Origin of the sequence: Peribacillus sp. CSMR9 (assembly GCF_033141925.1) — a bacterium.
Taxonomy (GTDB): domain Bacteria; phylum Bacillota; class Bacilli; order Bacillales; family DSM-1321; genus Peribacillus; species Peribacillus simplex_A.
The window spans coordinates 41,373-60,575 of sequence record NZ_JAOPHO010000025.1 but is presented as its reverse complement, the minus strand read 5'-3'; the positions used below and the strand labels follow the sequence as shown (position 1 = coordinate 60,575).

The following is a 19,203-nucleotide window of genomic DNA, read 5'->3' as shown; positions in this document are numbered from 1 at the left end:
AAGTGACACAAGGAAAGCAACATTCATGTTTTGGGCAAATAAAGCAAGGATGATGGAGAGGATGGATACTCCGATCGATGCCCAACGAGCAGCAACGACTTGTTCCTTGTCAGTAGCTTGACCTTTTCGGATGATGTGGCCATAAAAGTCATGGGCAAAAGCAGAGGCTGCAGATAAAACGAGACCTGCTACAACCGCTAAAATGGTAGCGAAAGCAACTGCAGACACAAAGGCGAACAGGAAGTCACCTCCAATGGCTTCGGCAAGCAGCGGGGCAGCCATATTGCCGGCGGCATTCGCGGCTATGATTTTGTCGTATCCAACAAAAGCTGCTGCTCCAAAGCCAAGGAAAATGGTCATTATATAAAAGATGCCAATGATCCAAGTGGCATATACTACGGACTTACGGGCTGTGATGGCGTCTTTTACCGTAAAGAAACGGATGAGAATGTGAGGAAGTCCAGCAGTACCGAGTACAAGCGCCAAATTAAGGGATAAAGTATCCAATGGATCCTTGAATTTGTTACCCGGGTTGAGGAAATCGCCGCCTAAAGGGGTGGCTGTTTTCATTTGCTTGAACATCTCGATCACGCTAAAGTCAAATTTCGCCAACACGATAATAGAGATGATGAATGTACCTACCATCAATAAAATCGCCTTTACGATTTGGACCCAACTGGTGGCCGTCATACCGCCGAATACGACGTAGACGGTCATTAAAATACCTACAATGATGACGGAGTATAGATAATCAATTCCAAGTAAGAGTTTTATAAGGGCACCTGCACCGACTAGTTGGGCAATCATATAAAAGGTTGAAATGGAAATGGTGTTAAGGGCAGCGACCCCGCGTACTTTCTTTTCATTGAAACGGGCAGCGATCATGTCCGCAAGTGTATACTTACCAAGGTTACGGAGCGGTTCGGCCACGATATAAAGAACGACCAGATAAGCAACCAGAAAACCTATACTATAGAAAAAGCCATCAAATCCAGAGAGTGCGACCATCCCAGCTATTCCTAAAAAAGAGGCGGCGGACATATAATCACCCGCAATGGCCCAGCCATTCTGCCAGCCAGTCAGGCTGCTGTCCGCCGTATAAAAGTCCGCGGTCGTTTTGGTGCGCCGTGAAGCAAAATAGGTAATGACTAATGTAAGCCCGACAATGATTAAAAATAATATGAAAGCAAGTATATTCATTGTAAATTCACCTTTATCCTTTCGCTTCTTTAACGATTTTTTCAACTATTTGGTCAAAAGCCGCAGCTTTTTTGGAATAGAGGATGCATAAGGTCCAGGTCATGATAAATTGAGCGAAGGCAAAAACCCAGGCCCAACTGATAGCCCCGAAGGCATAAGAGTTAAGAACTTTAGAATAGGAAGTCAGTATGGGTAAGGTGAAATAAAAGACCATGAAAAAGATGGATAGTGGGACGATGAAATTGCGTTTTTTCCTTAGGAGCTCTTGAAAAGATTGTGATTGGACGATCTTAGTGTAATCTGTGGAAGCGCTTACCTCGGTTTTCTTAGCTATTGAATCGTTTGATGCCAAGTTGGTTCCCCCTTCATTGAATATTATTTTGGTTTTCATTACCAATTTTTCTGATAACAGTATCAGTATATATTTTTCAGAATATATTGTAAATTTAAAATCTTGAAATAAACCTTTTTTCGTTCGACATAGTGTAATTATTAATGAGAGTAAAGGCTGACATAAATGTACGACCATGAAATCAAATCCGACCATTAAGGAAAAGTTAAGCTTCCTTCACGATACTGGTTTCAACGAAGGAAATATGAAAGGGGAAAAATATGAAAAAGTGGATAATGATAGGTGCGATTTTAGTGGTGGTCATAGGGGGATGCGTTTGGTTTTTCATGAAGGACAATGCTGAGCCTGTTGTTGCAAAGTCGGTGCCTGCTACAGTTGAAAAGGGTGATCTTAAAGTTAAAATAAGCGGTTCAGGATCGGTCGCTGCAATCAATAGTAAGGACCTAACTTCCTCGGTTACGGGTGAAGTGGATGAAGTCCTTGTAGAGAAGAATGAATTGGTTGAGAAAGGTGATGAACTTATTACCTTCTCGGATGGAAGTGACCCGATAATAGCCCCATTCGATGGTACAGTGACAAAATTGGATGTAGAAGAAGGGGATCGTGTATCAAGCAGTGAAGTGGTGGCACATGTTACGGATTATAAAAAATTGAAAACTACAGTCAGTGTTGATGAAATGGATGTTCCAAGTGTTAAAAAAGGACAAACAGTTGAAATAAAAGCAAGTGCTTTCGAAGATAAAACGTTCACTGGGGAAGTGACCAGTGTAGCAAAGGAAGGTACATATGAGAATGGAGTTTCTTCATTCGATGTCACTATCAAAATTGACAAACCTGGCGACCTGAAAATTGGGATGTCGACTGAAGTGAGCATTGTAACGAATAGTGTAAAAGATGTTTTATATGTTCCGATTGAGGCAGTCCAAAAGGACGGTGAAGAGAAATATGTGAATATACAACAATCCGGTTCCGCTGAAGGGGCTACAAGTACAAAGGCAACGGTTGAAACTGGAATCAGTAACGATAGGTATATCGAAATAACATCGGGTCTTGAAGAGGGCCAGTATGTCTCCTTGCCCATAACCATCTCAAATGAAAATTCGACAGGCAGCGGCTTCGGTGGAATGAATGGAGGCCAAGATGGCGAAATGCGAATGCAGGGTGGCAGCGGAATGCCGAGCGGAGGCGGGATGCCAAACGGTGGCGGAATGCCAAGCGGCGGGGGAGGTCAGTAATATGGCGAACCCCATCATTAAAATCAGGGACATGTCTAAATCGTATGAATTAGGCGGAGAAACGGTTAAGGCACTTCAAAATGTATGCCTTACAATCAATAAAGGAGATTTCATTTCTATCATCGGACCTTCTGGATCGGGAAAATCGACGTTCATGAATATGATTGGCTGTCTTGACAAGCCTGATACAGGTGAATTTCTTCTTGATGGAAAAGAAGTGGAAAAGATGAAGGATAATGAGTTAGCTGCCATTCGTAACATTAAAATAGGATTTATCTTTCAAAACTTCAACCTGTTGGCAAAACTGACAGCGTTGGAGAATGTGGAACTTCCCCTGGTTTATAGAGGGGCAAGTGTGAAGGAAAGAAGAGAAGTGGCCAATGCGTGCCTTGATATGGTGGGCCTGAGTGACCGGAAGAATCACTTGCCAACTCAACTTTCGGGTGGACAGCAGCAAAGGGTTGCAATTGCTAGGGCGCTTGCAGGCAACCCTCCCGTTTTATTGGCGGATGAGCCGACAGGGGCTCTTGATAGTAAAACAAGTAAAGAAGTGCTGCAAATGCTGAAAGATTTAAACGAAAAGGGACAAACAATCATTCTTATAACGCATGACTTGGAAGTGGCAAAAGAAGTAACTCGTGTCGTACGGATACAGGATGGTCAGCTATTTGAAAACGGAGGTGATTGGATTGAACCTGGGCGAATCAATGAAGATGGCTATACGCAGTATCAAAACCAATAAAGTCCGTGCATTTTTAACCATGCTTGGGATCATTATTGGAGTTGCCTCTGTAATCGTTCTGGTTTCGATTGGGCAGGGTTCCTCACAGTCCGTTCAGGACGAGATCAATAGCTTGGGAACGAACCTATTAACGGTAAGTGTCACGGATACCGACTCCGTGAAGCTGACGGATGACACAATTGAACAGTTTAAAGATCTGGACGGGATATCGGAAGTTGCACCTGTGGTCACCGGACGCGTTTATGCTAAAAACGGAGAAGCTTCGACACAGGTCTCAATGGTCGGTACAACTTCATCCTACTTAACAGTGAGGGATCTAAAGCTTAGTCAAGGTCGTTTTTTGACGGATATGGAAACGGAATTACGCTCTAAGGTGGTTGTCTTGGGGTCAGATACAGCCGACGCGCTTTTTGAAAATCAAAAAGCGGTGGACCAAAGCGTTCTTATCGGAGGTGTTTCCTATCGAGTGATCGGTGTTTTGAAATCAGCAGGCACCTCAATGGGACCGAGCGGGGATGATGTAATCATTGCACCGATCACTGCTGCAGAACGGGCTACAGGCAGCACGACAATCGGAACGGTATATTTAAAAGCGGAGAACGAGAATATCTTAGATAGGGCGATGTACCGGGTACAAGGTACGATGACCACATCATTTCCAGGTCAGAGTGATAACTATTCGGTGTCCAATCAAGAAGATCTGATGGATACAATGAGCTCTGTGTCGGATACGTTCACTCTCATGCTTGGCGGTATTGCGAGTATTTCGTTACTTGTAGGCGGAATTGGAATTATGAATATCATGCTGGTCTCTGTCTCAGAAAGGACGAAGGAAATCGGGATTAGAAAGGCAATTGGGGCAAATCGAAAATCCATTCTTCTTCAGTTTTTAATTGAAGCGATGGTCTTGAGCTGCTTAGGGGGACTGTTGGGAGTTGGAATTGGATTGGGGATCGCGAAATCGGTTTCAGTTTTTTCAAGTTTAACGATTAGTTATTCATGGTCGGTGACACTGTTCGCCTTCTTATTCTCCATTTTAATCGGTATAATCTTTGGTGTTTTCCCTGCCAATAAGGCATCCAAATTAAATCCAATCCAAGCACTGCATCACGAATGAACATACAATTTGAGAGAAAGCCGGCGATTAAAAGCCCGCTTTCTTTTGCCTATGAAAAAGGATAAAATCAACATATATCATAATTGAAATGGTTAGGAGGCACCCTGGATGAAGGTTTTGGTGGTAGAAGATAATGTTTCATTATTAGAATCGATCAGGCAAATCCTGACTGATGAATATGAAGTAGATACAGCGGAAAATGGGGAAGATGGACTATTCATGGCTCTGCAAAGTATCTACGATATCATCATTTTGGATGTAATGCTTCCGGGAATTGATGGATTTGGAATCGTACGGAAAATCAGGGAAGCAAAGATAGATACAAGCGTCTTGTTTTTGACGGCAAAAGATGCGCTTGAGGACCGTGTCAGAGGCTTGGAGATGGGTGGCGATGATTATTTGGTCAAGCCATTTCAGGCACCGGAACTTAAGGCCAGGATTCGTGCCCTGCTTCGAAGGAGTGGCATTATATCGCTTGCGCAGCATGTGAAATACCGTGGAATTGAACTGTTGGAAAAAGAAAAGGATATTTTGGTTGATGGAAAGATCATTAAAATGACCTTGAAGCAGTTTGAATTACTGGAGTATCTAATTCAAAATAATGGGAAAATATTGACCCGTGAGCAGATTTTTGACCGCATTTGGGGATTTGATTCAGATACGACGATTGCCATTGTTGAAGTGTACATCCATCATTTAAGAAAAAAGTTGGAACCTTTCAATTATCATAAGGATATTCAAACCGTTCGGGGTATTGGTTATATGCTAAAACAACCATAAGGGGATCATTATGTTCCAAAAAACACGGCTTCAACTAACATTATTGAATTCTATCGTCTTTATTGTCTTAATAGCCATATTAAGCAGAACGATTTATTTCTATACGGAAGATCAGATCTATAGGGATGTCAATGATTCACTTGAAAAGGATCACAGGGATTTCAATAATGGGGGCATGCCAGGCGGACGTCCGCAAGGTGAGTTTCTATTAGGTCCGGGGCCAAGCGTCATCGTTTGGGGACCGGATGATACGATTATTGAGCCAAGACTGAGCGAAGACAATTTCTTTAAGGTTAATGAATCGAAATTTTATCCTAAAAGATTTGATGAGATTGAAGAAATATCTGTAAATGGACCGACGTATCGTGCGCTTTCCACCAAGGTCAATACGGAATATGGAGAGATGACCGTACAATTCATCAGGAATGTGGATACAGAAAAAGAAATGCTCGATCGCTTGCTGCTCATATTGTTTGTTGGTGGGGGAATTGGAAGTTTGGTGGCGGTCGGCGCAGGCTATCTTCTTGCAGGACGGGCCCTTATACCAGTCAAGAAATCCTGGGATCAGCAGCAGCAGTTCGTCTCGGATGCTTCGCATGAAATTCGAACGCCACTTGCTGTCATTCAATCGCGGGCTGATTTGCTATTTCAATCACCGAACGCGACAATCGAGGAAAAAGCCGTTGATATATCCATCATTTCGAAAGAAGTCCGACGATTGAATAAACTTGTTAACGGACTTTTGACCTTGACTAGAACGGATTCGAATCAAATAGAGGTTAAGAAATCGAACTTTTTCCTTGATGACTTACTTATGGACATAGTTGAACAGTATACTGATATAGCTTCTTTTCAAGAAAAATCAATAATTAGCCATGCCCCCGAACAGGTGGTGTTTCATGGGGATAAAGAGAGAATTCATCAGCTATTGGTGATTTTGGTGGATAATGCCATGAAGTTCACGGAGGAAGGCGGGGAGATTTCCCTTTCCTGCATCAAGAATGCTTCATCCATCATTCTGTCCGTAGAGGATAATGGAGAAGGCATCCCACAGGAAGAAATCCCCTTGATTTTTAACCGTTTTTATCAAGTGGAGCAATCCCGTTCAGCAAATGAAGGCTCCGGTTTAGGCCTATCTATTGCCCAATGGATTGTTAACACACATCAAGGGACGATCAAGGTTACTAGTGAACAAAATGAACGAACCCGTTTTGAAATCACTTTTCCGAGAAATCAAAAGAAAAGTTAATTATGCCATCCAATCGCTTGACCATTGACCCTAGCACAAAACCATTGCGGTCTACAGCCGTGTGAAATGAATAGGCAAACTGTTTTGTCCGTTCATCTTTCACATAGTAACCACTCTCAGGATCTGTTGTACTTTCCTTAATCTCTTTGGTTTCTTCCTTATAAAATTTATCTGGTGGAAAAGGTTTCTTTCCATGGTTTTCACATCTTGATTTATTTCCTCTTGAAGGCGTTCTTGAAACGCTCGTGTTTCCTTGTGAACGACTTTCTTTGTGAACTTTCGCTTATTTGCACTGGCTTTCACATGAGTGGAATCAACGAATACATGCTCAGCACTTATTTAACTTTCTTTCGGAAGCTGTCATTAAGATGCGATAGAAAATCTGTTCAAACAGGTCAGTATCTTTAAAGTGTCGCTCGTGATTTTTCCCGAACGTTGAGAAGTGAGGCCTTTATCAATGATGTTTCGAAAGCATCGTCATCACCTCAAGTTTTATCCTATTTTAAAACAAAAAAGACTGTAGGCAAAAGCGGTTATATCTAATTGTTAAAACAAAGTTGAATGGAACGGAAGGTGCGAGACTCCTGCGGGAAAAGCGCGTCCAAGGGAGACCCCACAGGCGCAAAGGCGCCGAGGAGGCTCCCGGACCGCCCGCGGAAAGCGAGTGCCCTACGTTCTAATCAACGTTCGAATTTTTAAAACCCTCAAAAAAAAACTGTAGACAAACTCGATTTTCATCGAGTTTGTCTACAGTTTGAAGGTTCCTTTTCAAGGGAACTTTCTTTTTATTTCAGGAAAAACCCATTATTGTAATCAATTGTTATTTTAAAAAGTGAGATAACAATTGCACTTGAAAAAATATTAGTTTAATATAAACTTCTAGAGAGGTACGTACAAGTATTTTGGATAAAAGAGAAAACGTTTGCATAAAATTTTTGAGGGTACCCTACTAATAATGCACGATCATTAAATTCACCTTAGTGGAGGCAGAATATGAAATTTCTGATAGCAATTTTAGGACTGCTTATTGTTTTTGGACTAGCTATTTTAGTGAGTAGTGACCGCAAGAAAGTTAAAATTAAACCGATCATACTGATGGTGATCATTCAGCTTATTTTAACTTATTTATTATTAAATACGAAGTTCGGTTTAGTGATCATCAATTCGATTGCCAATGGTTTCGGAAAACTTTTGGAATGGGCAAATGAAGGGATCACCTTTGTATTTGGCGGGATTGTAAACGAAGGAGCATCACCCTTCTTTTTAAATGTCCTTCTACCTATCGTATTCATCTCAGCATTAATCGGGATTTTACAGCACTTCAAGATCCTTCCCTTCATCATGAAGTGGATTGGATTCCTGCTGAGTAAGGTGAATGGAATGGGTAAATTGGAATCTTACAATGCTGTCGCATCAGCAATAGTCGGCCAATCCGAGGTTTTCATCACCTTGAAAAAACAACTCGGTGCCATTCCTCCATCACGCATGTATACGCTTTGTGCGTCAGCCATGTCAACCGTATCGATGTCGATAGTCGGTGCTTATATGACCATGATTGAACCAAAGTATGTTGTGACGGCTATTGTTATTAACATGTTTGGTGGATTTATCATTGCATCCATTATTAACCCTTATACGGTAACGGATGAAGATGATATTCTCCCAGTTGAAGTAGGCGCAGAGAAGCAGTCTTTCTTCGAAATGCTTGGGGAATATATCATGGATGGATTTAAGGTTGCTATCACTGTTGCAGCGATGTTAATTGGTTTCGTGGCATTAATTGCAGGAATCAACAGCTTATTCGATATGATCCTCGGCATCAGCTTCCAAGAAATCCTGGGGTATATCTTTGCACCGTTTGCCTTTATCATGGGTGTACCGATTTCAGAAACCGTTACTGCAGGCGGAATCATGGCGACGAAGCTAGTGACGAATGAATTCGTTGCCATGCTGAGCTTAGGGGATGCATCATCGGCATTGAGCGATAGGACGATAGGGATCGTTTCGGTTTTCTTGGTTTCATTCGCTAATTTTTCATCTATTGGAATCATTGCTGGTGCGGTCAAAGGCCTGCATGAAAAACAGGGAAATGTTGTGGCTCGTTTCGGCTTGAAGCTGCTATACGGTGCGACTCTTGTCAGCATCCTATCAGCGATCATCGTAAGTGTAATACTTTAAGAAACCATAATGTTCAGTTTAATGATATGCAAGTGGATTTAACATAAGAGGTACTTGGGTTTACTCCTAAGTGCCTCTTTTTTATTTGTTCAGCAAAGATAAAGAAATCTATTGTTTTGAATTTGAAGGTATTTGGCTTGCTGGTATATAATACATGAAATCACTAGCCATGAAAGGGGAGTTGAGGATGACGATGAATGAGAAAGAAACAGCTATCTTTGCAGGAGGCTGTTTTTGGTGCATGGTTGCTCCCTTTGATGAAATGGATGGAATCATTAGCGTGACATCGGGTTATACGGGCGGTAGTTTTACCGCGCCTAGTTACAAACAAGTGATTACCGGTTCGACTGATCATGTTGAAGCGGTTCAAGTGGAATTCGATCCATCAATCATTTCCTATAAAGCGTTATTAGAGATATTTTGGCACCAAATCGATCCAACGGATGACGGTGGACAGTTCTCGGATAGGGGAGAGCAATACAAGGCAGCCATTTTCTATCTTAATGAACGTCAGAAACAGGAAGCAGAGCAATCCAAGGAAGCTTTAATGATAAGCGGACGGTTTAAGAAACCTATCGTTACGGGTATTTTACCCTCGGGGAAATTTTACGCAGCAGAGGAATACCATCAAGAATTCCATCGAAAAAATCAATTTCGCTATGCATTGTATCGTAAGGGCTCGGGACGGGATGCTTTCATTAAGGAAAATTGGCCTAAGGATAATGCGCGTCTTAGGAAGACCTTAACCGAGCGTCAGTTCCATGTAACCCAGGAAAATGGCACGGAGCCTCCTTTCGATAATGCTTATTGGGATCACTTTGAAGAAGGCATTTATGTGGATGTCGTTTTTGGGGAGCCCCTATTCAGTTCACGTGATAAGTATGATAGCGGTTGTGGGTGGCCGAGTTTCAAGAAGCCTATCATGTCGGCAAGTGTCAATGAAAAAATGGATCTCAGCCACCGAATGACCCGGACCGAGGTGCGCAGCAGGGACGCCGATTCGCACCTTGGACATGTTTTTCCTGATGGCCCCAATCCTAAAGGCACGAGATATTGCATAAACTCTGCGGCCCTTCGATTCATTCCTAGAAATGAAATGGAGAGAGAGGGATATGCAGACTTATTATTACTTTTTAAAATGAACTAACTAGTTGTAGGGGAACACAGCTGGATAAAGTGGATGAAAATTTATATCGATGCATCCTTGATAACTCTTCTAAGTTGGATCCATCTATTCAGCAGATTCCAATGTGGAAATTGAGAAGCTTCTAGGGAACAGAATGCATTGACCATCAAGAACTTATTCATCAATTTATCGGGAGTTTCCCTTTTAGACACGATGGTTGCCCATCAGATTTTTCAATTGATAAGTACCCTGCCTGTTGGGCATTGAATCGACCATTTCCGGTATTCGTCCTGATGTAGCCCAGACATCGATTCAGTTAGGACTTGATTTTAGTCAAGTTTCGACACATAGTACTCTTAAACAGGCCCTTTCCAAGCAAGGTATCAAACTTTACGAGAGAAAATGATATAAGGGTGCAGAGAATGAAAAGAACCAGATCCCGCTAGGAATCTGGTTCTTTTCAGTGACTCTATAACTTGAAGGAACTTTTCAAACCAACAATTTGGTTGAAGACCAATTGGCCGGGCGAAGTGAGTTTTGAATCAACATTGTAATACCCATGCCTGAAGAATTGGAATTTTTCCTGAGGCTTAACATCTTTCATGTTAGGCTCGACAAAGCCTTGTAAAATTTCTACGGAATCAGGGTTTACCCGCTCCAAGAATGATTTTTCTTCTTCATCTGCATTTTCCTTATCCAATATTAAAGGCTGATAGTTGCGGAATTCTGCTGAAACGGCCTGTGTAGCTTCGACCCAGTGCAATGTACCTTTAACTTTACGGCCAGTGAAGCCAGATCCGCTTTTCGTTTCAATGTCGTATGTGCAGCGAAGCTCAATGACGTTACCGTCTTCGTCTTTTATCACTTCTTCACATTTAATGAAATAAGCATGTTTTAAACGGACTTCATTGCCCGGGAAAAGACGGAAATACTTTTTCGGCGGGTTTTCCATGAAATCGTCCTGTTCGATATATATTTCACGTGAAAATGGGATTTGCCGTGTGCCCATTTCCGGAACTTCCGGATTGACCTCAGCATCAAGCCATTCAATCTCACCTTCCGGGTAGTTGGTGATGACCACTTTAAGCGGGTTTAGAATAGCCATGGTTCGCGGAGCCTTCAGCTTTAAGTCTTCCCTCACGAAATGATCGAGCATTTGAGAGTCTACAACACCGCTTGTTTTTGCGACACCTATCTCTTGGCAAAATGCACGAATCGCTTCGGGTGTATACCCGCGTCTTCGTAATCCCGAAACGGTAGGCATCCGTGGGTCGTCCCAGCCGTCCACGAAGCTCTCATCCACGAGCTGCTTCAGTTTTCGCTTGCTCATTACTGTATTAGTCAGGTTAAGACGGCCAAATTCATATTGTTTTGGTTTGCTGTCCATTTCACAATTTTCAACGATCCAGTCATAAAGGGGGCGTTGATCTTCGAACTCAAGCGTACAAATGGAGTGGGTGACTCCCTCGATAGCATCTTCAATAGGGTGGGCAAAGGCATACATCGGATAGATGCACCATTTGTTGCCGGTATTATGGTGTTCGGTATGGGAGATACGGTATATAACGGGATCGCGCAGGTTAATGTTAGGTGAGCTCATATCGATTTTTGCACGCAATACTTTTGCACCGTTCCCGAATTCGCCGCTGCGCATCTTTTCAAATAGTTCAAGGTTTTCCTCTACGGTTCTATTGCGGTAGGGGCTATCTTTCCCTGGCTCGGTCAGCGTTCCGCGATATTCACGGATTTGGTCGGCATTAAGGTCGTCCACATATGCCATTCCTTTATTGATGAGCAGCACAGCTCTCATATACATTTCATCAAAATAGTCGGAAGCGAAGAAAAGGTTATCCCAGTCGTAGCCGAGCCATTTTACATCTTCCTTAATGGAGTTGACATACTCGATATCTTCTTTCAATGGATTCGTATCATCGAAACGAAGGTTTGTTTTCCCATTGAAATCATCAGCCACCCCAAAATTCAAAATAATTGATTTGGCGTGCCCGATATGTAAATATCCATTAGGCTCAGGAGGGAAGCGGGTGATGACATGATCATGTTTTCCGGACTCTAGATCATCTTTTATAATATTTTTAATAAAATTCGAAGAGTTATTTTCCAACTGAATTCGACCTCTTTCATTTATATACTTCTTTTAATTTTACCTGTATATATACCATAAATACAGATATTTTTCCATGTTCGAGCCGGAATCAGGGTTTTGAGATATGTTCTGAAACAATTCATCAAGTATATATTTTGTACAGTCAGATTGAAAATATCCCTGAAATTTCAATCATATAAATGAAGAACTAGCTAACTGGCAAATAAAGAAAAAATGAACGGGTTTTACATGCAAAATAAGCAATACAGGAATTCACGCCTGTACTGCTTATAATGATGTCCGGGCTCAAGGCCGGATTATCGGCAGTGAAGGACGAATTCTTCCCGCCAAATCAAAAGACTGTCGTTTGCAGGAATTCTTTTGTACGCTCTTCTTTTGGATTGGTGAAGAATTCTTTTGGCGGGCCGCTTTCGACAACCCGTCCATTATGCATGAAGACAATCCAATCCCCAACTTCACGTGCAAAGCTCATTTCATGTGTAACGACTACCATTGTCATCCCTTCCAAGGCAAGTTCCTTCATCGTAGCAAGAACCTCCCCGACAAGTTCGGGATCCAGAGCGGAGGTGGGCTCATCAAAGAGTAGGATATCAGGTTTCATGGCAAGGGCGCGGGCTATGGCAACACGCTGTTTCTGACCACCTGAGAGCTTGCTTGGATAAACATCCGCTTTATCTGATAAACCGACTTTGGCAAGCAATGCTTTTGCTTCTTCAATAGCCTGGGCCTTAGGGATCTTTTTGACGTGAGTCGGTGCTTCGATGACATTTTCAAGTACGGTCATATGCGGGAAGAGATAGAAATGCTGAAAAACCATTCCGACTTTCTCGCGGATTTTATTAATATCATGTGTACCAGGTTTGATTTCCGTTCCTTCAATAAGGATTTGCCCGCTGTCCTTCTTCTCCAAATAATTCAAGCAGCGGAGAAGTGTGCTTTTTCCGGAACCGCTTGGTCCGATCAGACAGACAACATCGCTATCCAACACCTTCATATCGATATCTTTGAGTACATGTAGGTTTCCATAAGATTTATTTAAATTCCTAATGCGAATCATTTCTTTTTGTTCCATTTCAATTCCCCCTATCGATCACTAATGGACAGTTTCTTTTCGAATAAATTGACGATAATGGTCAGGAATGCCACTAGAATCAAGTAGTAGACCGCTACAATCAATAAATAAGTCATTTCATCGAAATTATTGGAACCTAACGTAGTGGCTACGTTAAACAGCTCATTCATGGATATGAAGGCTGCCAGTGATGAATCCTTCAGACCGATGATGAATTGGTTGCCTAGCGGCGGCAATGCACGACGGAAGGCTTGAGGTAAGATGATTCTTCTTAATGTGAGCGAATTGCTCATGCCAAGGGAGCGTCCGGCCTCCATTTGGCCTTTGTCGATGGATTGGATCGTACCACGTAAAATTTCAGAGATATAAGCTCCATTATGGAAGGCCAGGGCAAGTGACGCCGCCCAGAAGTCTGGCAGTAAGAAGAGATTGCTGATACCGAAATAGAGTATGAAAATCTGTACGATAAGCGGTGTACCCCGTACCAGGAATACATATGTATCTGAAATCCATGCAAGAATTTTTATATTTGATATTTTTAAAAGTGCAAATAACAGCCCAATGATGATTCCCACCAATATGGAGACTACCGTCAGTTCCAATGTTAGGAGCATGGCTCGGATGAATACATCCGAGGAGCTAAATAATGTATCAAAAAAATGTGAGAAACTTGGCAATGTAATGACTCCCTTTCTATCAATCTTTATTCAGGCTTAGTTGTGATATCCTCACCAAAGTACTTTTTACTGATTTTCGCAAGAGTTCCATCTTCCCGGAGGTTTTCAAGTGCTTCGTTGATGCGTGCAAGCAGCTGTGGGTTGTTGTTAGGCAGTACGATGGCCTGCTCGCTTCGTTCTATCAATTGTCGTCCTTTGATGTCGAAACCTTCCTTGGTCGCTTCCTTGCCGGTTACAAAGTCGGTGATGACGGCATCATGACGTCCTCCGCTCAATGCTTTCAGGGCGGTGATATCACTATCATAGGTTTTTACATTGGTTGTATACTTTTCGGCTGTGGTTGCGTAAGTGGAGCCTTTAGAAGCCGCAACTTCCTTTCCCTTTAAATCTTCGACCGTTTTAATATCGCTATCTGAGCGGACGAAAATTTGAGGACCTGAGTAGTAATAAGGGGTGGAGAAGGCAACATGTTTACTTCGTTGTTCATTAATTGTATGACTGGCAACCGCGGCATCTGCCCGACCGGTTTTGACACCTTCTACTATACCTTTGAATTTTATCCGTTTAGGTACTGGCTCTAGGCCGAGTTCTTTGGCTATTGCATCGCCAACTTCAATATCGAATCCTGTTACGGTCATGTCATCATTGACATAACTGAATGGCTTGAATTCGCCTGAGGCAGCGAATACAAACTGTTCCTTATTGATCAGCTTACTCCCATCCTCTAGCTGGTCTTTTTCAGCACAGCCGGACAGAAGACCAAGAATAACCAGAATGGATAGCATGAATGTAACTGATGATTTCATGATAATTTCATTTCCCCCTTTGAAAAAACTAATAGAATGGTCTATACCCTTATGAGGTAGTGAAATAACCTCATTCACTAGGGAAAATAAAACTGAAATAAAAAAGGGTGCCCAGATCATGCTGACATTTCATTCATGAATTCCTTCACTATGCACTTCTTAAAGGTTCTCGGCCATTGCCTTCATTTCCTCCCAAATTACCGGTAATTTCCTGAAAAAATGACAATAATTATTTAATAGGGTAAGAGATTTCGACTAGATTCAACTCTAGAAATGAATATAAAACAATTCAGGATGATGGTTTAACCTCTATCGAAAGAGAAAAATGGTTGAAAACCGTATCTATTGAAATGAAAGGAAATGAGATAAAACTGTGGGGATAACGAAAAAAGCTTCGTATTGTCTGCCAACAAAATCCTGAATTTGTTAACTGACTTTAATTTTGCCTATGAAGTGAAGTATAATATAGCAAAATAGAAGAAGGGCAGTTGGGAAAATGGTAAGCAACTTTGTGCAAGATCAATTACAGGAATTTCGCGAAAAAAATCAAGATAGAGGCCGCTTAATTATAAAATGTCCGGACCAGCCAGGAATTGTTTCAACAGTTACAGCCTTTCTTAAAGAATATGATGCAAATATTGTTGAATTGAGCCAGTATTCGATGAATCCTGAGGGCGGTACCTTTTTCACCAGGATTGAATTCGATTGTCCAGGATTAAAGGATAAGGCAAAGGATATGCAACTTGCATTTCAGGAAGTTTCGACAACATTTTCAATGCAATGGACATTTAACCATGTGAGTGATTTGAAGAGGACGGCAATCTTCGTTTCCAAGGAACCGCATTGTCTTCTGGAATTGCTATGGGAATGGCAAAGCGGGGATTTATTAGCTGATATTGCGCTAGTCATAAGTAATCATGAAGATACCAGGCAAATTGTCGAATCGATGGGCATCCCTTTTTATTATATTCCTGCAAATAAGGATATACGTAAGGAAGTTGAGACAAAACAGCTTGGACTTTTGGAAGAGTTCAATGTGGACCTAATTGTATTAGCTAGGTATATGCAGATATTGACGCCGGATTTCGTAGCTGCCCATCCAAACAAAATCATCAATATACATCATTCATTTTTACCTGCCTTCATTGGTGCCCGGCCTTATGAAAGAGCTTATGATAGAGGTGTTAAGCTGATTGGGGCGACTTCCCATTATGTGACGAATGATTTGGATGAAGGTCCAATCATCGAGCAGGATATTGAACGTGTGGACCATCGCGATTCAGCAGGGGATATGAAGAAAATCGGTCGTTCAGCTGAACGCAGAGTGCTGGCCCGTGCAGTTAAATGGCATTTGGAGGACCGCGTCCTCGTTCATGAAAATAAAACGGTAGTCTTTTAAAGTGAAGATCCCCCTTGGTTTGCCAAGGGGGTTTTTAGCATGGATTGGATAATGAAATGTTTAATACGTGTACACCACCCTGACTGAGGCGGTGATATTCAATTCTCCAGGCTGGATAGGGGTGGATGCCATTTTTGAAAAGGTGCTCGTTTGGAAAAGGATTGGCGTCGTGGTTTCTGATACTTCGTCAACTTGATTAGGGATTGGATTCAATGAGATTCCTATTGTTCGAGCCATGGAGAGTGCCTTTTCGTATGCCTTTTTTAAAGCGAGCGAAAGTGCCCGGTTATAATATGCTTCTGGATTGGATAAGGAAAAGCGGATGCTTGTGATCGAATTGGCACCGCTTCTGACTGCCGTGTCGATAATGCTGCCTATTTTTTCGATGTCTGTCGTTTGGGCTTGGATCATGTGCTGGACTTTATAGTTCTTGAACAATTCCTTTCCGTCGATATAATCATATTGTGGATCGATTCTATAATCACTCGTTTTCAATTGCTCTTCGGGTATGCCAGCGGATTTAAGTGATGCGATGACATTCGCGATTGCTTGGGAATTGGCCTGCTGGGCCTTTTGCGGGTCCTTATCCTCTGTTATGACTCCAAGGGTGATTATGGCTTGATCCGGGGCAGCTTGAAGCGTCTCTGAGCCGGAAACTCTTAATGTATGTTCATCATTGCGGTAATAATCCCTATCGGGGGCATTATATTCTTGATTCATGTTGACACCAGCCTTTTTAATGAGATCTCAACCCTATTGTACGAAGTATGAACGGGAAACATGATTGAAATATCTCCATCTTTATCGATACCGTCGAAAAACCCATAAAAAATTTCTATAATATATTCAAGAATATCTTCAAGCTTAAGATATACAAAAAAAACACTCGGCCTGGACCGAGTGCGCTTTACTTATGAATGACTTGAACCCTGCCAACCTGGCCATCAGTCAATCTTACTTTAATTCCATGAGGGTGACTGCTGGAGTTGGTTAAAATATCCTTTACAGTTCCGCTTGTCAGTTTTCCGCTGCGTTGATCTGCTTTAAGTATAATGTCCACTGAGGCACCAGGGGTAATGTCTTTCCGATTTTTACCGTTCATGTTCAATTCAATCCTTTTCAGAGTTATTTGCAATCATTCAATCATGCATAACTTCAGTATAAGGAAAACGGCGAACCCAGTCGACTATTACTAACATTGTCCATTAGCGTATTTTTTTCAATGGTTCGACGGCAGGACCATTTAATACTTCCCCGGTTATAGAGTAACGGGAGGAATGGCATGGGCAGTCCCAGGTACGGTCGCCGCTGTTCCATGCAACCTCACACCCCATATGGGTACATGTGGAATCGACAATATGCAGCTGACCATCATGATCTCGGTAGCACCCAGCCTTGTCTCCATTGACCTTCACGATTGCCCCTTCATCAATGCCTAAGTCTTCTGGCGTTTTAAGAATGGTGGCCAATTTGCCTTTTATCAAATGTTTCGCTACATCAGCATTAACTTGAACTATATTCTTCAAGCCTTTTAAACGGGAAGGGGCATACAATTCTGCATACCGGTTATCCCTTTGCAAAATATGGTCAGTCAAGATTTTAGCGGCAATCGATCCATTCGTCATACCCCATTTTGCATACCCCGTTGCAATTAGAACGTTTTGATGATTGGATGTCACTGGACCGACGAAGGGGATATTATCCGGTGACATAATATCTTGTGCTGACCAGCGATATGGAATATCCGTAACATCGAAATATTGGGAACTGAAGTCCTTTAAGGCCTCATAATGCTCGATAGTCGAGATTCCCTGGCCTGTTTTATGGCCTTCCCCGCCGACAAGTATAAGTTTTTCCCCATTTTCCAATTCCGTATAGCGAAGGGATCGGGTAGGGTTGTCTGCACTGTAATACATCCCACCTGGATATTCCTGATCAGTCTTAATTCCAAGTACATAGGACCTTTTTACATAAACACGGGCAAAGTATAAGCCCGTTTCATCATTGAAAGGGAAGTGGGAGGCAACGATTACCTGATTGCTTTTGATTGTATATCCAGTATCGGTTTGAACGGTCGGTGGGTCGCCGTCTTCAATCTTCATGGCCGTTGTCCGTTCATAGATTGTCCCTCCAGCTTCAAGAATCTTGGAGATGAGGGCAGTTAAATATTTTAACGGATGGAACTGAGCTTGATCTTTCATTATCACTGCAGCTTTACAAGGAATGGAGAAAGGGATACTCTCTGCATAATCCCCCCGAATGCCAAGCTTTTGATAGGCTTTCAGTTCATTTTGGACTTTGCTTTTATATTCATCGGTGTTCGCGTAAACATAGGCATCCTGTGCAGTCAAATTACATTCAATGGAATGTTCTTCTACCAAGTCTTTGATTAATTTCATTCCATCTGCATTCGCTTCATAATAGAGTTTGGCCTTCTCTTCTCCATGTTCGGTGATCAACTGGTCGTAAATCAGGCCATGCTGGGCTGTTATTTTTGCTGTAGTGTGTCCGGTTGTTCCAGTAAGGATTTCGCCTGCCTCAATCAGTGTGACTTTAATGCCTTGTTTAGCCAATAGATAAGCTGAAGTGATTCCAGTTATTCCGCCACCTACTATTAAAACATCAGTGGTTATATCTTTATCTAGTTTAGAAAACGAAGGGAAAGTTAACGCACTGCGCCAATAGGGTTCCGGAAATTGAGGAAGGTTTGTATTTTTATCAGTCATTTGAATACCTCCATACAGTTCATTAGTGAATCGTCCATTTATTACCATACCCAAATCCGCTATTTATACCCCTATTTTTTGTAAGAGAAATATTCAGAAAAATACATTATTAGGTTTGTTTACAAATATGTATACATGTAAACAAAAATAGTTTTGTTGTACACAAATATGTATTCATGTTTACAACCATGTACACATGGCTATATATAAGGTGTATACATATTTTTTCTATTGAAAACAAATTGAAAACAATTCGACAAATATAGCTACAACTAATGAAGGAATGACTATCGGGATAACTTTTTCAGCTTCCAGAATCGTGGGAAGGAGGGCTGTTAAATATCTTAAAGGAATGAAACTGTGCTTGGATCATAGAAGATTTACAAGCAGAAAGGCATTTCTTCTGCATAATCCCTGCG

Annotated in this window: 17 protein-coding genes and 2 pseudogenes; 9 read left to right on the top strand and 10 right to left on the bottom strand. The window is 41.9% G+C overall.

Translation table 11 applies throughout. From position 1 onward, the window contains the following. On the bottom strand, positions 1-1,200 hold a 1,200-nt coding region (locus N9I19_RS13265; RefSeq protein WP_317778042.1), incomplete at its 3' end, for a solute symporter family protein. A 13-nt stretch (positions 1,201-1,213) separates the two neighbouring features. After that, positions 1,214-1,552 carry a DUF485 domain-containing protein gene (locus N9I19_RS13260; RefSeq protein WP_061465876.1) on the bottom strand — a complete coding sequence of 113 codons (339 nt, stop codon included), beginning with the start codon at positions 1,550-1,552 and terminating at the stop codon, positions 1,214-1,216. Positions 1,553-1,812: 260 nt separating this feature from the next. On the opposite strand from N9I19_RS13260, the gene N9I19_RS13255 reads away from it, so the two are divergent. The 5 genes from N9I19_RS13255 (at position 1,813) to N9I19_RS13235 (ending at position 6,675) form a co-directional block, all read left to right on the top strand. Then, a complete protein-coding gene (locus N9I19_RS13255; protein ID WP_317778041.1) occupies positions 1,813-2,787 on the top strand; it encodes an efflux RND transporter periplasmic adaptor subunit in 975 nt (324 codons plus the stop codon). A gap of 1 nt (position 2,788) precedes the next feature. Then, positions 2,789-3,529, top strand: a complete 741-nt coding sequence (locus tag N9I19_RS13250) for an ABC transporter ATP-binding protein (RefSeq protein WP_317778040.1) — start codon at positions 2,789-2,791, stop codon at positions 3,527-3,529. Further along, the gene (locus N9I19_RS13245; RefSeq protein WP_317778039.1) at positions 3,456-4,646 is read left to right on the top strand and encodes an ABC transporter permease; all 1,191 of its coding nucleotides are present in this window, start codon (positions 3,456-3,458) and stop codon (positions 4,644-4,646) included. The genes N9I19_RS13250 and N9I19_RS13245 overlap by 74 nt, the downstream gene beginning before the upstream one ends. 108 nt (positions 4,647-4,754) lie before the next feature. Next, entirely contained in the window at positions 4,755-5,426 is a 672-nt protein-coding gene (locus N9I19_RS13240; RefSeq protein ID WP_061465875.1) for a response regulator transcription factor, read from the top strand. Between the two features lie 10 nt (positions 5,427-5,436). After that, positions 5,437-6,675 carry a sensor histidine kinase gene (locus N9I19_RS13235; RefSeq protein WP_125159947.1) on the top strand — a complete coding sequence of 413 codons (1,239 nt, stop codon included), beginning with the start codon at positions 5,437-5,439 and terminating at the stop codon, positions 6,673-6,675. Positions 6,676-6,694: 19 nt separating this feature from the next. Here N9I19_RS13235 and N9I19_RS13230 read toward each other — a convergent pair. After that, positions 6,695-7,123: pseudogene (locus tag N9I19_RS13230) on the bottom strand (IS5/IS1182 family transposase); the annotation flags it as partial. Between the two features lie 545 nt (positions 7,124-7,668). Between N9I19_RS13230 and N9I19_RS13225 the strand changes: the two are divergent. The 3 genes and pseudogenes from N9I19_RS13225 to N9I19_RS13215 form a co-directional block, all read left to right on the top strand. Beyond that, positions 7,669-8,853, top strand: coding sequence for a NupC/NupG family nucleoside CNT transporter (locus N9I19_RS13225; protein WP_317778038.1), 1,185 nt, complete (start codon positions 7,669-7,671; stop codon positions 8,851-8,853). Positions 8,854-9,040: 187 nt separating this feature from the next. After that, positions 9,041-10,000, top strand: coding sequence for a peptide-methionine (R)-S-oxide reductase MsrB (msrB, locus tag N9I19_RS13220; protein WP_317778037.1), 960 nt, complete (start codon positions 9,041-9,043; stop codon positions 9,998-10,000). Between the two features lie 144 nt (positions 10,001-10,144). Continuing rightward, positions 10,145-10,385, top strand: a pseudogene (locus N9I19_RS13215) (STAS domain-containing protein); the annotation flags it as partial. 63 nt (positions 10,386-10,448) lie between these two features. On the opposite strand, the gene N9I19_RS13210 reads toward N9I19_RS13215, so the two are convergent. The 4 genes from N9I19_RS13210 to N9I19_RS13195 all read right to left on the bottom strand — a co-directional run bounded on the left by N9I19_RS13210 (position 10,449) and on the right by N9I19_RS13195 (position 14,659). After that, the gene (locus N9I19_RS13210) at positions 10,449-12,101 is read right to left on the bottom strand and encodes a glutamine--tRNA ligase/YqeY domain fusion protein (protein ID WP_317778036.1); all 1,653 of its coding nucleotides are present in this window, start codon (positions 12,099-12,101) and stop codon (positions 10,449-10,451) included. A 334-nt stretch (positions 12,102-12,435) separates the two neighbouring features. Next, positions 12,436-13,176 (bottom strand): amino acid ABC transporter ATP-binding protein, encoded by a 741-nt coding sequence (locus N9I19_RS13205; RefSeq protein WP_061465868.1) that lies wholly within the window; start codon positions 13,174-13,176, stop codon positions 12,436-12,438. An 11-nt stretch (positions 13,177-13,187) separates the two neighbouring features. Next, the gene (locus N9I19_RS13200; protein ID WP_061465866.1) at positions 13,188-13,853 is read right to left on the bottom strand and encodes an amino acid ABC transporter permease; all 666 of its coding nucleotides are present in this window, start codon (positions 13,851-13,853) and stop codon (positions 13,188-13,190) included. 26 nt (positions 13,854-13,879) lie between these two features. Beyond that, positions 13,880-14,659 (bottom strand): transporter substrate-binding domain-containing protein, encoded by a 780-nt coding sequence (locus tag N9I19_RS13195; RefSeq protein WP_317778035.1) that lies wholly within the window; start codon positions 14,657-14,659, stop codon positions 13,880-13,882. Between the two features lie 496 nt (positions 14,660-15,155). Here N9I19_RS13195 and purU point away from each other — a divergent pair, with 496 nt between their 5' ends. Beyond that, positions 15,156-16,058, top strand: a complete 903-nt coding sequence (gene purU / locus N9I19_RS13190) for a formyltetrahydrofolate deformylase (protein ID WP_061465863.1) — start codon at positions 15,156-15,158, stop codon at positions 16,056-16,058. A gap of 60 nt (positions 16,059-16,118) precedes the next feature. On the opposite strand, the gene N9I19_RS13185 is transcribed toward purU, so the two are convergent. The 3 genes from N9I19_RS13185 to N9I19_RS13175 all read right to left on the bottom strand — a co-directional run bounded on the left by N9I19_RS13185 (position 16,119) and on the right by N9I19_RS13175 (position 18,784). Further along, positions 16,119-16,778 carry an SIMPL domain-containing protein gene (locus tag N9I19_RS13185; protein ID WP_125159941.1) on the bottom strand — a complete coding sequence of 220 codons (660 nt, stop codon included), beginning with the start codon at positions 16,776-16,778 and terminating at the stop codon, positions 16,119-16,121. A 187-nt stretch (positions 16,779-16,965) separates the two neighbouring features. Beyond that, on the bottom strand, positions 16,966-17,160 hold the full coding sequence (locus tag N9I19_RS13180; RefSeq protein ID WP_061465859.1) for a YwbE family protein: 195 nt from the start codon (positions 17,158-17,160) through the stop codon (positions 16,966-16,968). Positions 17,161-17,263: 103 nt separating this feature from the next. After that, positions 17,264-18,784 carry an FAD-dependent oxidoreductase gene (locus tag N9I19_RS13175; protein ID WP_317778034.1) on the bottom strand — a complete coding sequence of 507 codons (1,521 nt, stop codon included), beginning with the start codon at positions 18,782-18,784 and terminating at the stop codon, positions 17,264-17,266. Between the last annotated feature and the right edge of the window lie 419 nt (positions 18,785-19,203).

What these genes read in the sequence shown, in the direction of transcription:
- N9I19_RS13255 (WP_317778041.1), top strand. Translation starts at nt 1,813, where the DNA reads ATGAAAAAGTGGATAATGATAGGTGCGATTTTAGTGGTGGTCATAGGG.
- N9I19_RS13250 (WP_317778040.1), top strand. Translation starts at nt 2,789, where the DNA reads ATGGCGAACCCCATCATTAAAATCAGGGACATGTCTAAATCGTATGAA.
- N9I19_RS13240 (WP_061465875.1), top strand. Translation starts at nt 4,755, where the DNA reads ATGAAGGTTTTGGTGGTAGAAGATAATGTTTCATTATTAGAATCGATC.
- N9I19_RS13235 (WP_125159947.1), top strand. Translation starts at nt 5,437, where the DNA reads ATGTTCCAAAAAACACGGCTTCAACTAACATTATTGAATTCTATCGTC.
- N9I19_RS13225 (WP_317778038.1), top strand. Translation starts at nt 7,669, where the DNA reads ATGAAATTTCTGATAGCAATTTTAGGACTGCTTATTGTTTTTGGACTA.
- msrB (WP_317778037.1), top strand. Translation starts at nt 9,041, where the DNA reads ATGACGATGAATGAGAAAGAAACAGCTATCTTTGCAGGAGGCTGTTTT.
- N9I19_RS13205 (WP_061465868.1), bottom strand. Translation starts at nt 13,176, where the DNA reads ATGGAACAAAAAGAAATGATTCGCATTAGGAATTTAAATAAATCTTAT.
- N9I19_RS13195 (WP_317778035.1), bottom strand. Translation starts at nt 14,659, where the DNA reads ATGAAATCATCAGTTACATTCATGCTATCCATTCTGGTTATTCTTGGT.
- purU (WP_061465863.1), top strand. Translation starts at nt 15,156, where the DNA reads ATGGTAAGCAACTTTGTGCAAGATCAATTACAGGAATTTCGCGAAAAA.
- N9I19_RS13185 (WP_125159941.1), bottom strand. Translation starts at nt 16,778, where the DNA reads ATGAATCAAGAATATAATGCCCCCGATAGGGATTATTACCGCAATGAT.
- N9I19_RS13180 (WP_061465859.1), bottom strand. Translation starts at nt 17,160, where the DNA reads ATGAACGGTAAAAATCGGAAAGACATTACCCCTGGTGCCTCAGTGGAC.
- N9I19_RS13175 (WP_317778034.1), bottom strand. Translation starts at nt 18,784, where the DNA reads ATGACTGATAAAAATACAAACCTTCCTCAATTTCCGGAACCCTATTGG.